Below are 15,000 nucleotides of genomic sequence, written 5' to 3' on the forward strand. Positions count from 1 at the left end.
GTCCGCGCCTTCGGCGCGCCCCGGAATGACGGGAGACTTAAGCGCGGCAGCCATCCGCTCATCCTCAATGCCACTCGCTGCGGTCGCCGGGGATGCGGCCGACATTGATGGCCTTGGCGGCCGGCGACTCCTTCATCGGCAGGCGCATGTGGCGGGTGCCGTCGAACATCGCCAGCGCGCCGGCGACCGCGCCGGCGGTCGGCACCAGGCCGATCTCGCCGACGCCCTTGGCGCCGAACGGGCCCTCGGGCTCCGGCACCTCGACCAGCGTCACCTCGACCTTCGGCATGTGCTGGGCCCGCAGCACGCCGATCTCGCGCAGCTTCGCCGTCACCGGCATCCCGTCCTTGCACGGAAGCTCCTCGGTGAGCGCGTAGCCGAGGCCCATGTGGACGGCGCCCTCGATCTGGGCCGAGCACTGCTGCGGATTGAGGGCACGCCCGACGTCGTGCGCCGCGATCACCGTCTCGACCGCGCCCTTGTCGTCCAGCACCACCACCTGGGTGGCCCAGCCGAACGTCGTGTGGGTCTTGATCTTGCCGTTCTTGGTCTCGCCCGGCGCCGTGGTGTCGTCGATCACGGTCTCGCCGACATAGACGCGGCCGGCGAGCTCGTCGAGCGAGCCGGCCTTCTGCAGGTCGGCCTTGAGCTTCTCGGCGGCGTCGATCACGGCGCGGCCGGCCAGCAGCGTGGCGCGCGAGCCGGTGGTCTGGCCGGCGCCGAGCTCGAAGCGGGTGTTGACCTGCGGCCGGAAAATCTCGGCCGGCAGATGCGTCACCTCGACGGCACACTGGGTCAGGATGGTCAGCAGCCCCTGCCCCATCTCGGTGAAGCCGGTGTGCAGATCGACGGTGCCGTCCGGCTGCACGACCAAGCGCGCATGGCCGCGCTCGACCGCGCCGTTGCCGAGGCCGGAGTTCTTCAGCGCGCAGGCGATGCCGACCGCGCGCCCAGCCCGCTTCGCCGCGTAATAGGACTCCTTGACGGCGGCGAGCGTCGTCTCGACACCCACCGGCTTGTCGAGAATCTGGCCGGTCGTGTAGGCGTCGCCGGTGCGCAGCACGTTGCGCCAGCGCATCTCGAAGCCGTCGAGCCCGACCTTCGCGGCGAGCAGATCCAGGCATCCCTCGATGGCGAAGCTGGTCTGGTTGACGCCGAAGCCGCGCATCGCGCCGCAGGGCGGGTTGTTGGTGTAGGCCGCGGTCGATTCGATATCGATGGCCGGCACCTTGTAGGGCCCGCAGGCGTGGCCGGCGGCACGCTCCAGCACCTTGCCGCCGACCGAGGCGTAGGCGCCCGAGTCGCCCATGATCGAGACCTTGGCGCCGGTGAGGCGCCCCTCGGCGTCGCAGCCGACCGTGTAGGTCATGGTGAGCGGATGGCGCTTGGGGTGCATGCGCACCGACTCGTCGCGGGTCAGAGTCACCCGCACGGGCCGCCCGGTCAGGCGGGCGAGCAGCGCGGTCTGCGCCTGGATGGTCATGTCCTCGCGGCCGCCGAAGGCGCCGCCGTTCGGCATCAGCTCGACGAAGAGATTCTCCTCGGGCTCGCCCAGCACGGTCGCGACCTGGCGGCGGTCGTCGAAGATGCCCTGGCCCTGGCTGTAGAGATGCAGGCGGCCGTCCGGCAGCGGCACGGCCAGCGTCGCCTCGGTCTCCAGGAACAGATGCTCGATACGTTGCGTCCGCCATGTGCCCGTGACGGTGTGGACCGAACCGGCGAGCGCCGCCGCCGCGTCGCCCTTCACGATCTTCGTCACCTGCAGGATGTTGGCGTGGACCGGATTGACCTGCGGCGCGCCGGGCTTCACCGATTCGAACGGATCGAGCACCGGCGGCAGCGGCTCGTAGTCGACCTCGACCAGCTTGGCCGCCGCGCGGGCGATGCGGGCCGTGTCGGCCGCGATCGCGGCGACCACGTCGCCGACGTAGCGCACCTCCTCGCCTTCGGCGACGAAGCACGGCCAGTCCGGATAGATCAGGCCGACCCAGCGGCTGCCGGGCACGTCCTTGGCGGTCGCGACCGCATGCACGCCGGGCAGCGCCAGCGCTTTCGTGGTGTCGATTCGCTTGACGCGCGCACGGGCATGCGGCGACAGCACGACGACGCCGTGCAGCAGGCCGGGCGCGTCGATGTCGGCGACGAAGGGCCTGCGGCCGAGCGCCAGATCCGCGCCCTGCCAGCGCTGCAGCGGCTCGCCGACGCCACCGTTCTCGACCGGTGCCGGCAGGCCGCCACCGCGTTTCGCCTTGATGATCAGCTCGACCGCGTCGATGATCTTCACGTAGCCGGTGCAGCGGCACAGATGCCCGTCCAGCGCCTTGGCGATCTCGTCGCGGGAGAGGTCGCGGTCCTGGTCGGTGAGGTATTTGATGCGCAGCACCAGGCCGGGCGTGCAGTATCCGCACTGCAGGCCGGCGGTCGCCTGGAACGCGTCGGCGTAGATCCGGCGCTCGTTGTCGGAGACGCCTTCGAGGGTGAGGATCGAGCGCCCCTCGATCTGCGAGATCTTGATCGAGCAGGTGACCTTGGGCTGGCCCTCGATCAGCACCAGGCAGCAGCCGCACTCCTTCTGGGGGGCGCAGCCGGGCTTGATCGACTTGATCTTGAAGTGCTCGCGCAGCACGTCGAGCAGCGGCTCGTCGGGCAGCGTGTCGATCTCGACGGGCGTTCCGTTCAGGCGGAAGCGAACTGTTCTTGTCATGATGGCGCCCCTCCTCAGAATCCGAAATCGCCGAAGACGTCGTGCAGCTGCTCGCTGCGCCGAAGCTTCGCCTGTGCGGTCTCGCCGAGGGCGAGCGCGACCTCCGCGCACAGGTAGTTGAGCAGGCTCAGCGGGGCCACGTAGGAATCGAACAGGCTGGCGCCGCGGCTGAGGCAACGGAACGTGACCGTCGCCTCGTCGGCGACATCGCCGAGCGACGGATCGGTGAGCAGGACGACGTCGGCCCCGGCGGTGCGGGCGACGCGGAGAATCTTGGCCAGCACGGGCGGGCGACGGCGGAAGCCGAGCATCAGCACCGTGTCGCCGGCGCCGAGCGCCGACAGGTCCTCGGCGAGGGTCTGGCCGGGCAGCGGCAGCAGCCGCACGTCGGGCTTCACCTGCACCAGGAGCTCGCGGGCATAGAGCGCCAGCGCGTGGCTGTTGCGGAAGCCGATCACCCAGATACGGGGCGCCCTGGCCAGCACCGCGACGGCGCGGGCGGCGTCCTCGGGCGGCGTGCCCTTCAGCGTCAGGGTGAGGCAGGAAACGTCGTGATCGAGATGGCGGCCGAGCGTGCCGGGCACCGCGGTCTCGCGCAGCTCGGCGAGCGGCGAGCCGGCGGCCGTGCCGGCGCGGGCCTGCTGGCGCAACTCCTGGTAGTCGGAATAGCCGAGGCGGCGGACCAGGCGGGTGGCGGTCGCCTTGGACACGCCGGCGCGTTCAGCCAGCTCGGTGGCCGAATAGGCCGGCAGCTCGTCGCCCAGATCGAGCAGCACGTCGGCGATCTTCCGCTCGCCGGCGGGCAGGCGCTCGTAGTGGGCGCGGATCGCTTGTTCCAACGGCAGCACCATGCGGGAGAAAGAAACAGAAATTTCATCTAGACGCAAGTACGAAATTCGTGTTTCATGCGCGCCAACCGGCCGGATATACGCCGCGCTTGCCCGCCACGGCATCCGGACCGTCACGAGGTTTTCGCCACGTACGAAGTCATGCGGATCAGTGGCGACGGCCGTGCGGGCGATGTCGGCCTGCCGCCCGAGGGGGGCGGCACGGCCCGGAATGCATGCGCATTCCGCTACGATTGGAGACGAAGATGTCGAACCTCGATGGGCGCGTGGCGGAGCTGGCCGCCAAGTACCATCCGCTCGCGATCGAGATCCTGAAGGAGGCCATCCGGATCCCGGCCGACTATGTCGACCGTCCGGTCGAGCAGGGCGGCGACCCGCGCTGCGGCACCTCGAATCACGAGTTCCCGCGGCTCGACTATCTGCGCAAGAGGATCATCGAGATCGGCGCCGTGCGCAGCGCCGCCGACGTCGACTTCGACGCCTTCGGCAACCTCGTCTGGGTCGTCACCGACCCGAGCGACGGCATCCCGGCGAACGAGAAGAAGGTCATCTATCTGGACGGCCACACCGACACGGTGAAGCCGCTTCGCGACGTCTGGCTGCAGAAGACCAATGGCGGCGTCGACGTCTACGACGGCCTGCTCGACCGCTCGAAGATCACCAAGGCGATGCTCGAGAAGGAGCTCGGCTGGGTGCCGCCGGAGTCCGAGTGGGATCACCTCCTGTTCGGCCGCGGCTCGGCCGACCAGCTCGGCGGCGTCATCTCGCAGATCGTCGCCTCCAAGATTCTGCTCGAGCTCGCCCCCGAGGGCGCCCTCAAGGGCGTGATCGTGCGCTCCTACGCCACCGTGTGCGAGGAGGACAACGACGGCGCCGGCCCGATGTACGTGATGCGCAACGTGCTGCCGGGCGCCGCGCCGGAGCTGATCCCGGACGTCGTCATCCTCACCGACTCGACCGGCGACGCCCAGAAGGGCGCGCTCGGCATCTATCGCGGCCAGCGCGGCCGCATGCAGATCGAGGTCACGGTGACGGGCCGCTCGTCGCACGGCTCGATGCCGTGGATGGGCCTCAACCCGCTCGAATACGGCGCCGCGATCCTCAAGGAAGCCGCCGAGAAGTACGAGAAGCGCGAGGGCTTCCTGGACAACGCCTTCCTGGGCCACGGCACCCGCACGGCCTCGTGGTCGACGCTCGACACGCCGAGCGACTGCGCCGTGCCGGCGCGCTTCGTCTTCCGCTTCGACCGCCGCCTCACCATCGGCGAGACGCCCGAGCAGTCGGTGAAGGACGTCGAGGCGCTGTCGTCGGTTGCGGCGGCTCGCGCCGCCGGCCTCGAGGTCACGGTGGGCGTCCCGGTCTATCCGGACGCGAGCTGGAAGGGCTACGTGCTCAACAACGACCAGATCTATCTCGGCTGGGTGACGCCGCAGGAGCATCCCGCCATCGCGGCGGCCGTGACGGCCTACGAGGGCGTCATCAGCCCGATCGTCGACGGCGTCAGCGGCACCGGCGGCTTCATCCCGAAGAAGCCGCGCGTCGACCGCTGGATCTTCTCGACCGACGGCGTCGGCTATCCGGTGCCGAAGGACGACACCTCGATCCCGGTCGGCGAGAGCAAGAAGTGGGTCGTGTCGGGCGCCTACAAGCACCCGGCGATGTTCGGCTTCGCGCCCGGCATCGAGCAGAACACCCACAAGATCGCCGAATGCGTCGACGTGCGCGAGGTGCGCCACTGCATCGCCTTCCTGGCCCGCTTCCCCAGCGTGTTCGCCGGCAACGCCTGACCAGGACTCGGCCGGACCGTCCACTGGGCGGTCCGGCCTCCCGCCTTTCGAGCAGCACCCCGCTCCCTTCCCAAAAAATCCAAGGACCACGCCCATGCCCAGCGCCGCCCTCGAGAAAGAGCTCGCCGCCTTCAAGGCCCTGAAGACCGACCTGTTCCACAAGGACTTCCTGATCACGTGGGAGCACAAGCTCGACGAGATCAAGGCGATCCTGACGCTCGCCGAGGCGCTCAAGCAGATCCACCAGGAGGGTCTCTCCTACCGGGCCTTCGAGTCCGGCCTCGCCATCTCGATCTTCCGCGACAACTCGACCCGCACCCGCTTCTCGTTCGCGGCGGCGGCGAGCGCGCTCGGCTTCACGCTCTCCGAGCTCGACGAGGAGAAGAGCCAGATCGCCCACGGCGAGACCGTGCGCGAGACCGCCAACATGATCTCGTTCATGGCGGAGGCGATCGGCATCCGCGACGACATGTTCCTGGGCGAGGGCAACAAGTACATGCGCGAGGTCGGCGATGCGCTGACCGAGGGCACCCAGAAGGGCGTGCTGCACCGGCGTCCGAGCGTCATCAACCTGCAGTGCGACGTCGACCATCCGACCCAGGCGCTCGCCGATCTCGCCTGGCTGAAGAAGCATTTCGGCGGCCTCGACAACCTGCGCGGCAAGAAGATCGCGATGACCTGGGCCTACAGCCCGAGCTACGGCAAGCCGCTGTCGGTGCCGCAGGGCGTCATCGGCCTGATGAGCCGCTTCGGCATGAATGTGAGCCTCGCCCATCCGGAAGGCTACGGCCTGATCCCGGACGTGATCGACGTCGCGCGCAAGCAGGCGGCCGAGACCGGCGGCTCCTTCGAGGTGGTCAACAGCATGGAAGCGGCGTTCGAGAACGCCGACATCGTCTATCCGAAGTCGTGGGCGCCCTATCAGGTCATGCAGCGCCGCACCGAGCTCCTCAAGGTCTCCGACAAGGACGGCCTCAAGGCGCTCGAAAAGGAGTGCCTGGCCAACAACGCCAAGTTCCAGAACTGGGAATGCGACCGCGCCAAGATGAATCTCACGCGCGACAAGTCGGCGCTCTACATGCACTGTCTGCCGGCCGACATCACCGACGTGAGCTGCAAGGCCGGCGAGGTGAGCGCCGAGGTGTTCGAGCAGTACCGCATCCCGACCTACAACGAGGCCAGCTACAAGCCGTTCGTGATCAGCGCGCTGATGTTCCTCACGCGCCTCTCCGACCCGGCCGCCAAGCTGGAGCAGATCGTCCGCCGCGCCAAGCCGCTGAGCATCTGAGGCGGGGCACGTCGAAGCGTCTCGGTCATTCCGGGCCGGCGCGTCGCGCCGGACCCGGAATCCAGCCGAGACTTCGGAGTGGACCGCTGGATTCCGGGTTCGCACCTGCGGTGCGCCCCGGAATGACCCTCAATTCATGAGCCGGCTTTCTCGAATCCGCCGGCCGAGAGTCTCCACCGGGAGGGGGCTTCCATGTCGAAGAGCAAGACCGTCGTCGTCGCGCTCGGCGGCAACTCGTTCATTGCCGACGAGACGCATCAGTCCGTGCCGGACCAGTACCGGGCCGCGGAAAAGGCGTGCAGCGAGATCGTGCGGCTGCTGCGCGATCCCGCGCTGCGGCTGGTGGTGACGCACGGCAACGGGCCGCAGGTGGGCTTCATCCTGCGCCGCTCGGAGCTGGCGGCCCCGGCCCTGCACCAGGTGCCGCTCGATTCCTGCGTCGCCGACACGCAGGGCGCGCTCGGCTATCAGCTCGAGTTGGCGCTGCGCAACGAGCTTCGCCGCCACGAGATCGACCGTTCGCCCGCCGCGCTGGTGACTCTGGTGCTGGTCGATCGCGACGACCCCGCCTTCAAGAACCCGACCAAGCCGATCGGCTCGTTCCTCACCAAGGAGCGCGCCGAGCAGCACCGGGACAAGGACGGCTGGGACGTGGTGGAGGATGCGGGCCGCGGCTGGCGCCGCGTCGTCGCCTCGCCGCAGCCCAAGGCGATCCTGGATCTCGACGCGGTGAAGCGGCTGCTCGACGCCGGCTTCGTCGTGGTGGCGGCGGGCGGCGGCGGCATCGCCGTGGTGGAGGAGCCGGACGGCTCGCTCTCCGGCGCCTCGGCCGTGGTCGACAAGGATCTCGCCTCCAGCCTGCTGGCTCGCCAGCTCGGCGCCGAGACGCTGGTGATCACCACGGGCGTGGAGAAGGTGTGCCTCGACTTCGGCAAGCCGACCCAGCGCACGCTCGACACCATGACGCTCGCCCAGGCGCGCCAGTACATGGCCGAGGGCCACTTCAAGCCCGGCAGCATGCTGCCCAAGATCGAGGCCGTGGTGGCGTTCCTGGAAGGCGGCGGCCGCGAGGCCGTGATCACGGATCCGGCCCACATGGCCGAAGCGATCGAGGGCCGCGGCGGCACCCGCGTCACGGTGTGACGGCGCGAGACGCGCCGTCATATTTCAGGCGTCACCTCGGCGGCCACGGCCGGACCTGATCCGGACAGGGCGGCGCGGATCCAAGTCGTGCGCCCGGTGTTATGCTCCAATGCGAAACCCGCACAGCGCGGCATCGGCGATTTCGGTAGAACCGGATTCGTCGGCGCCCCGTCGTGTCGTCCGTTCGACTCCCGACGTCGAGGAGAATCCCCATGCCGCACCCCGCCTTCACGCCCGGAGCCGTCGCCGTCGTCACGGGCGGCGCCTCGGGAATCGGGCTTGCGGCCGCCAAGGAGTTCGCACGGCGCGGCCTCACCGTGGTGATCGCCGACGCCGACGGGGTCCAGCTCGCCGGGGCGGCGGCGGCCGTGAAGGCCGAGACGCCCGGCGCCTCGGTCGCGGTGCGGGTGACCGACGTCAGCCGGCGCGAGGATCTCGAAGCGCTGGAGACGATGGTTCGCGAGACCTTCGGCGGCACCGACGTGCTGATGAACAATGCCGGCGTGCAGCCGGGCAGCCACATGTTCGGTCCCGAAGCGAACTGGGAGCGGGTGCTCGGCGTCAATCTGTGGGGCGTGATCCACGGCTGCCACGTCTTCGTGCCGAACATGATTTCGCGCGGACGCCCCGGCCTCGTCATCAACACCGGCTCGAAGCAGGGCATCACCACGCCGCCCGGCGACCCGGCCTACAACGTCTCGAAGGCCGGCGTGAAGACCTTCACCGAGCTCCTCGCCTACGAGCTGCGCACCACCGAGAACTGCGCCGTGACGGCGCATCTGCTGATCCCGGGCTTCGTGTTCACGCAGCTGACGGCGCGCGGCCGCACCGAGAAGCCGGCCGGCGCCTGGACGCCGGAGCAGACCATCGCCTCGATGATGGAGCGCCTGGCGCAGGGCGACTTCTACATCCTGTGCCCGGACAACGAGGTCTCCCGCGCCCTCGACGAGCGGCGGATTCTCTGGGCGGCCGGCGACATCGTCGAGAACCGCCCGGCCCTGTCGCGCTGGCACCCGGACTACGCCGACGCCTTCGCGGCGTTCGTGAAGGGAGAGAAGCCGTAGGCAGCCCGGAGGACGCCAACGAGCACGGCGAATTGCGCCGACGGATCCGAGATCAGCGAGCGTAAGCGAATTGCGCCGATCGTGACCGGCGCAATTCACTCACGCTCATTGGCGCCGTACCGGCACGCGGAGACGCTCACGCCCAGGGGCGCGTCTCCTTCATCTTGCTCTCGAAGCCGCCGATCTTGCTCGCCTTCTGCAGGGTCTGGCCGATGTCGTCGAGGCCGTTGAGCATGCAGTGCTTGCGGTGCGGGTCGACCTCGAACGTGATCGTGCCGCCGTCCGGCCCGCGGATCTCCTGCTTCTCAAGATCGATGGTCAGGCGCGCATTGGCGCCGCGCTCGGCGTCGTCGAACAGCTTCTCCAGATCCTCGGGCGACACGCGGATCGGCAGCACGCCGTTCTTGAAGCAGTTGTTGTAGAAGATGTCCCCGAACGAGGTCGAGATCACGGCCCGGATGCCGTAGTCGAGCAGCGCCCAGGGGGCGTGCTCGCGCGACGAGCCGCAGCCGAAATTATCGCCGGCGACCAGGATGGTCGCCTGGCGATACGCCGGCTTGTTGAGGACGAAGTCCGGATTCTCGGTCCCGTCGTCGCGGAAGCGCTTCTCGGCGAACAGGCCGGTGCCAAGGCCGGTGCGCTTGATGGTCTTCAGGTACTGCTTCGGGATGATCGCGTCCGTGTCGACATTGATGGTCCGCAGCGGCGCGGCGATACCTTCGAGGGTGGTGAACTTGTCCATGCGGGTCCGTCCTAAAAGTCGGGCGCTTGCCGAAAGTACAGGGTGTGATGAACGCTGACGGCGCCGCGGTCAAGCCGCTGGCCGGCCGGCCCGCCCGTCACACATAGGCGATCAGCCGCCCGAGCGCGGCGACGCCGAGCCACAAGGCGAGCGAGGCGGCCGCCGTCGTCCGCGCCAAGGCCGAGCGCTCGGCGCCGTGCCGCAAGGCCCAGTCGTTGGCCGCCAGGTTGGCCATGGCGAGGCCGATCACGGCGAGCTTGGCCAGGAAGGCGGGATTGGGCCCCATGCGGGTCGCCTCGGGCAGGAACAACAGCGCGCCGCTCGCCGCGATCAGCACCAGCATGGCGATCGCGACCGGACGCAGCCGGGCCACCACCCTGGCCGGCGGCGGCCCGCGCAGCACCCGCAGGATGCGCAAATCCATGGCGGCGACCGCGGCGAAGAACACCAGCACGGCGACGACATGGATGACGTTCGCGGCCGGGTAGAGCACGCTCGATCCGCGCACCTGCGCGGCGAGACCCGAGGCCTCCAGCGCGGCCAGAAATCCGCTCACGCCGTCACCGCAGCTCGAAGCGCTTGCCGTCGATCTCGATCCATTCGGCCCGGAGTTCGGCGGCGCCGTCGCGGCGCGGATAACCGTACACCGTCACGGGACGGCCCTTGGCGACGACGGCCGCCGTGGCGCCGCGCGCGTTCATTCGTGAGGGCGGGGCCAGGATGACGTCCCACCGCTTGCCGCCATGGGTCACCACCATGGAGCCGTGCGGGTTGCCGATCGTCACCTCGTCGATGGTCGTCTGCACGGTCATCGGCTTGTCGGCGTCGTAGGAGCCCCAGCCGTGATGGGCCGTGGCGATCGGGGGGAACAGCGCGAGGCCGGCGAGGAGCAGCAGCACGGCGAGCAGGCGGGAGCGGACGATCGGGGGCATATCGGTCTCCGTCGAGAGGCGCCGCGGCGCCCGTGATCCTTGCGCATGATTACATGCACATTGACCCTGCACATGGGGCCGGCCGGCCCGGCCCGGAAGAGGTGCGACGTCGCGGCCCGCAAAGCGGGCGCGGTCGGCCGGTCAGCCGACGGCCTTCTCGATCGCTGCCATGTCGTCGTCGGACAGGCCGAAATGGTGGCCGATCTCGTGCACCAGCACGTGCTTGATGATGGCCCCGAGCGTCTCGTCGTGCTCGGCCCAGTAGTCCAGGATGGGGCGGCGGTAGAGCCAGATCATGTTGGGCATCTGCACCGGCGCGCTGTCGGAGCGGAACGGGAGGCCGATCCCCTGAAACAGGCCGAGGAGATCGAACTCGCTCTCGAGGCCCATGTGATCGAGCACCTCCTCGGTCGGAAAGTCGTCGATCTGGATCACCAGGCCCTCGCACATGCTGCGGAACCGTACGGGCAGCCGGCCGAACACCGTGGTGGCGATCACCTCGAGCTCGACCAGCGAGGGCGCCTTGGCGTGCCGCCAGGCGAGCGGATCCGGGAAGGGCGTGTCGGCCATGGGAGGCAATCCGGACGGTTGGGCAGGAGCGCTGCCGAGGAAGGCCGCGAGTGCGGCCCGGAAGGCACACCGCGCGCGCATCATGCCCCGGCAGATTGACACGATGCGCGACGATGCGCGAGTTTGCGCGAGGGGCAGGAGGGCCGATCATGCGCGGGATCAGCATCGTCGCGGCAGCAATGGCGATCATGGGGATCGCGCTGGACGTTGTCGGCCCGGCATCGGCGCAATCCGGCCCCGGCTACGGTGGCCCGACGGCCGAGGGCGCCCCGCCGCCGCGCCGGTCCGCGCGCCGGCCGACCCAGATCCAGGTGACGCCAGACCGCCAGCTCGTCCGCCTCTGCGAGGACTGGCTCGCGGTGGAGAACCGCCCGAGCGGCACCGTGATCGTCCCCCAAATGCGTTGCCGCTGGGGCTATCGCTGAGCTTCGTTCCAGCCCTACCGCCCCGAAAGCCGTGACGGCCCGCGCGCGTTGCCGCGCACGATATGTCCGCGACCGACGCCGAAGGCAGCGTCATCCGCACCCGGGGGGAAAGCGTTTTTCCGTCACGCTGAGGTGCGAGCGCAGCGAGCCTCGAAGGGCGGCGGCCGAGGCCCCCGCCACATTCCACAGATGAGCTGCCGCCGGCGCCCCCGCCGAATTGGTCGTGCCGGCTGACCAGGCCCGAAGGCCGCGACATTGCCGCGTCGATCGCGTTCGCCGCCATGTCCGCGGTCCGCAACCGTGGAGGCGTCTTCCATGACGGCGCTCCGCGGGCGCGGCGAGCCTTCGAGGGCGGCGTCCGCGGGGTACGATCATCCGGATCGCGGATCGAGCCCGCGGACGACGGCCGAGAGCTGACGCTGCGCCATCGACCAGGATGACACCTGAACGCAAGAACGCCCGCTGCGGGTTTCCCTGCGGCGGGCGTTTTTGTTTGGGCTGTATCGTGGAGAGGATTTTGTGTTCTTGGCAGGCCTGGCAGCGACCTACTCTTCCGAGCCTTGAGACTCAGTACCATCGGCGCTGGGGAGTTTTACGGCCGAGTTCGGGATGGGATCGGGTACAGGCTCCCCGCTGGAACCACCAGGCCGGCCAAGAACACACTGAAGCAAGCCGTGAGCGGCGCGAGCAGCGCAGTCCCCTCGATGGGGACCTCGTTCGGCACGGCTGAGCGTGTCGAGGGACTGTTCGTGTCGCTGGTCTTTCCGATCGCGCCGGGGCTCGCCTGTGGGCGAGCCGGACGGGCATTGAGTAATGAGAGCGATCAAGCCAATCGAGCGATTAGTACCGGTAAGCTCAATGCATCGCTGCACTTACACATCCGGCCTATCGACGTGGTGGTCTACCACGGCTCTCGAGGGAGATCTCGTTTTGAGGTGGGTTTCCCGCTTAGATGCTTTCAGCGGTTATCCCGTCCGTACGTAGCTACGCTGCACTGCGGCTGGCGCCACAACAGCTCCACCAGAGGTACGTTCATCCCGGTCCTCTCGTACTAGGGACAAATCCTCTCAAATCTCCGACACCCACGGCAGATAGGGACCGAACTGTCTCACGACGTTCTGAACCCAGCTCACGTACCACTTTAATCGGCGAACAGCCGAACCCTTGGGACCTGCTCCAGCCCCAGGATGTGATGAGCCGACATCGAGGTGCCAAACGACGCCGTCGATATGGACTCTTGGGCGTCATCAGCCTGTTATCCCCAGAGTACCTTTTATCCGTTGAGCGATGGCCCATCCACACGGGACCACCGGATCACTATGACCGACTTTCGTCTCTGCTCGACTTGTAGGTCTCGCAGTCAGGCAGGCTTATGCCATTGCACTCGACGAGCGATTTCCGACCGCTCTGAGCCCACCATCGCGCGCCTCCGTTACTCTTTGGGAGGCGACCGCCCCAGTCAAACTGCCCACCATGCACTGTCCCGGCCCCGGATGACGGGACGCGGTTAGACATCCATAACCACAAGGGTGGTATTTCAAGGGAGACTCCACCCGAGCTGGCGCCCGAGCTTCAAAGTCTACCACCTATCCTACACATGCAGTCACGAATGCCAGTGCAAAGCTACAGTAAAGGTTCATGGGGTCTTTCCGTCTGACCGCAGGGACCCCGCATCTTCACGGGGAATTCAGTTTCACTGAGCCTATGCTGGAGACAGCGGGGAAGTCGTTACGCCATTCGTGCAGGTCGGAACTTACCCGACAAGGAATTTCGCTACCTTAGGACCGTTATAGTTACGGCCGCCGTTTACCGGGGCTTCGATTCGAGGCTTGCACCCCTCCTCTTAACCTTCCGGCACCGGGCAGGCGTCAGGCCCTATACGTCCTCTTGCGAGTTCGCAGAGCCCTGTGTTTTTGCTAAACAGTCGCCACCCCCTGGTCTGTGCCCCTCCGCGCTGGTTGCCCAACGTGGAGGCCTCCTTATCCCGAAGTTACGGAGGCAGATTGCCGAGTTCCTTCAGCATAGTTCGCTCAAGCGCCTTGGTATGCTCTACCAGTCCACCTGTGTCGGTTTCGGGTACGGTCTATGTGGGGGCTATTTCCTGGAACCCCTTCGCTGCCCACGGAATCCAGTAACCGCAGACAACTTTTGGAATTCGTCACCACCCACTGGCCCACGAATATTAACGTGGTTCCCATCGGCTACGCCTTTCGGCCTCGTCTTAGGGACCGGCTAACCCTGCGCAGATTAACTTTACGCAGGAACCCTTGGACTTTCGGCGACAGTGTCTTTCACACTGTTTGTCGTTACTCGTGCCAGCATTCGCACTTCCCATGCCTCCAGCGGCCCTCACGGGTCCACCTTCGCAGGCTTAGGGAACGCTCCGCTACCGCGTGCACTCGAAAGTGCACACCCAAAGCTTCGGCTCGTGGCTTGAGCCCCGCTACATTTTCGGCGCAGAAACCCTTATTTAGACCAGTGAGCTGTTACGCTTTCTTTAAAGGATGGCTGCTTCTAAGCCAACCTCCTGGTTGTTTTGGGATTTCCACATCCTTTCACACTTAGCCACGAATTGGGGGCCTTAGCTGTTGGTCAGGGTTTTTTCCCTCTCCACGACGGACGTTAGCACCCGCCGTGTGTCTCCCGGATAGTACTCTCGGGTATTCGGAGTTTGGTTGGGTTTGGTAAGACGGTAAGTCCCCCTAGCCCATCCAGTGCTCTACCCCCCGAGGTATTCGTCCGAGGCGCTACCTAAATAGCTTTCGCGGAGAACCAGCTATTTCCCAGTTTGATTGGCCTTTCACCCCTAGCCACAGTTCATCCGAGGCTTTTTCAACAGACACCGGTTCGGCCCTCCAGTGGGTGTTACCCCACCTTCAGCCTGACCATGGCTAGATCACTAGGTTTCGGGTCTAATCCGACGAACTGAACGCCCTGTTCAGACTCGCTTTCGCTGCGCCTACACCTATCGGTTTAAGCTCGCTCGTCAGACTAAGTCGCTGGCCCATTATACAAAAGGTACGCCGTCACCCTTGCGGGCTTCGACTGTTTGTAGGCGTTCGGTTTCAGGTCTATTTCACTCCCCTCGTCGGGGTGCTTTTCACCTTTCCCTCACGGTACTGGTTCGCTATCGGTCGCTGAGGAGTACTTAGGCTTGGAGGGTGGTCCCCCCATGTTCAGACAGGATTTCACGTGTCCCGCCTTACTCGAGGACGAATGCTCGCATTACCCGTACGGGGCTGTCACCCTCTGGGGCCCTGCTTTCCTGACAGGTTCCGGTTGTCTCGCATTCGCCACTGGCCTGGTCCGCGTTCGCTCGCCACTACTAGCGGAGTCTCGGTTGATGTCCTTTCCTCCGGGTACTGAGATGTTTCAGTTCCCCGGGTTAGCTTGAAACCCCCTATTTTATTCAGGGGCTCATACCTTCTTTTGATGCCAGTAGCCGCAACCCAGCGCCCCGATCCGTGAGGATCGGGAGCTGAGCTGTGATTACTGGC

At 67.0% G+C, this 15,000-nt stretch carries 11 protein-coding genes and 2 rRNA genes (1 of these 13 only partly in view); 5 read left to right on the forward strand and 8 right to left on the reverse strand.

Annotated elements, in window-relative coordinates:
* Positions 1 to 64: 64 nt before the first annotated feature.
* Both xdh and CH341_RS01005 read right to left on the reverse strand, forming a co-directional pair.
* Positions 65 to 2,704, reverse strand: a complete 2,640-nt coding sequence (xdh, locus tag CH341_RS01000; protein ID WP_111417170.1) for a selenium-dependent xanthine dehydrogenase — start codon at positions 2,702 to 2,704, stop codon at positions 65 to 67.
* 14 nt (positions 2,705 to 2,718) lie between these two features.
* Positions 2,719 to 3,543: a MurR/RpiR family transcriptional regulator gene (locus CH341_RS01005; RefSeq protein WP_170149408.1), complete on the reverse strand. Its 825-nt coding sequence runs from the start codon at positions 3,541 to 3,543 to the stop codon at positions 2,719 to 2,721.
* A gap of 254 nt (positions 3,544 to 3,797) precedes the next feature.
* Between CH341_RS01005 and CH341_RS01010 the strand changes: the two genes are divergently transcribed.
* The 4 genes from CH341_RS01010 to CH341_RS01025 all read left to right on the forward strand — a co-directional run bounded on the left by CH341_RS01010 (position 3,798) and on the right by CH341_RS01025 (position 8,834).
* A complete protein-coding gene (locus CH341_RS01010) occupies positions 3,798 to 5,339 on the forward strand; it encodes a peptidase dimerization domain-containing protein (protein WP_111417172.1) in 1,542 nt (513 codons plus the stop codon).
* Positions 5,340 to 5,433: 94 nt separating this feature from the next.
* Entirely contained in the window at positions 5,434 to 6,627 is a 1,194-nt protein-coding gene (ygeW, locus tag CH341_RS01015; protein WP_111417173.1) for a knotted carbamoyltransferase YgeW, read from the forward strand.
* Positions 6,628 to 6,819: 192 nt separating this feature from the next.
* Positions 6,820 to 7,770 (forward strand): carbamate kinase, encoded by a 951-nt coding sequence (locus CH341_RS01020; RefSeq protein WP_111417174.1) that lies wholly within the window; start codon positions 6,820 to 6,822, stop codon positions 7,768 to 7,770.
* A gap of 212 nt (positions 7,771 to 7,982) precedes the next feature.
* The gene (locus CH341_RS01025) at positions 7,983 to 8,834 is read left to right on the forward strand and encodes an SDR family NAD(P)-dependent oxidoreductase (protein WP_111417175.1); all 852 of its coding nucleotides are present in this window, start codon (positions 7,983 to 7,985) and stop codon (positions 8,832 to 8,834) included.
* 136 nt (positions 8,835 to 8,970) lie between these two features.
* Here CH341_RS01025 and leuD read toward each other — a convergent pair whose 3' ends face one another.
* The 4 genes from leuD to CH341_RS01045 all read right to left on the reverse strand — a co-directional run bounded on the left by leuD (position 8,971) and on the right by CH341_RS01045 (position 11,078).
* Positions 8,971 to 9,576 (reverse strand): 3-isopropylmalate dehydratase small subunit, encoded by a 606-nt coding sequence (gene leuD, locus CH341_RS01030; RefSeq protein ID WP_111417176.1) that lies wholly within the window; start codon positions 9,574 to 9,576, stop codon positions 8,971 to 8,973.
* A 97-nt stretch (positions 9,577 to 9,673) separates the two neighbouring features.
* Complete coding sequence (locus CH341_RS01035) at positions 9,674 to 10,132, reverse strand: DUF6644 family protein (RefSeq protein ID WP_111417177.1); 459 nt, start codon at positions 10,130 to 10,132, stop codon at positions 9,674 to 9,676.
* 4 nt (positions 10,133 to 10,136) lie between these two features.
* Positions 10,137 to 10,508 carry a DUF6152 family protein gene (locus CH341_RS01040; RefSeq protein WP_111417178.1) on the reverse strand — a complete coding sequence of 124 codons (372 nt, stop codon included), beginning with the start codon at positions 10,506 to 10,508 and terminating at the stop codon, positions 10,137 to 10,139.
* A 141-nt stretch (positions 10,509 to 10,649) separates the two neighbouring features.
* The gene (locus CH341_RS01045) at positions 10,650 to 11,078 is read right to left on the reverse strand and encodes a metallopeptidase family protein (RefSeq protein ID WP_111417179.1); all 429 of its coding nucleotides are present in this window, start codon (positions 11,076 to 11,078) and stop codon (positions 10,650 to 10,652) included.
* A gap of 149 nt (positions 11,079 to 11,227) precedes the next feature.
* On the opposite strand from CH341_RS01045, the gene CH341_RS01050 reads away from it, so the two are divergent.
* A complete protein-coding gene (locus tag CH341_RS01050; protein ID WP_111417180.1) occupies positions 11,228 to 11,503 on the forward strand; it encodes a hypothetical protein in 276 nt (91 codons plus the stop codon).
* A gap of 532 nt (positions 11,504 to 12,035) precedes the next feature.
* On the opposite strand, the gene rrf is transcribed toward CH341_RS01050, so the two are convergent.
* Both rrf and CH341_RS01060 read right to left on the reverse strand, forming a co-directional pair.
* A 5S ribosomal RNA gene (rrf, locus tag CH341_RS01055) occupies positions 12,036 to 12,150 on the reverse strand.
* A 172-nt stretch (positions 12,151 to 12,322) separates the two neighbouring features.
* A 23S ribosomal RNA gene (locus CH341_RS01060) occupies positions 12,323 to 15,000 on the reverse strand (it continues 139 nt past the right edge of the window).

It is taken from the genome of Rhodoplanes roseus (genome assembly GCF_003258865.1).
Lineage (GTDB): Bacteria > Pseudomonadota > Alphaproteobacteria > Rhizobiales > Xanthobacteraceae > Rhodoplanes > Rhodoplanes roseus.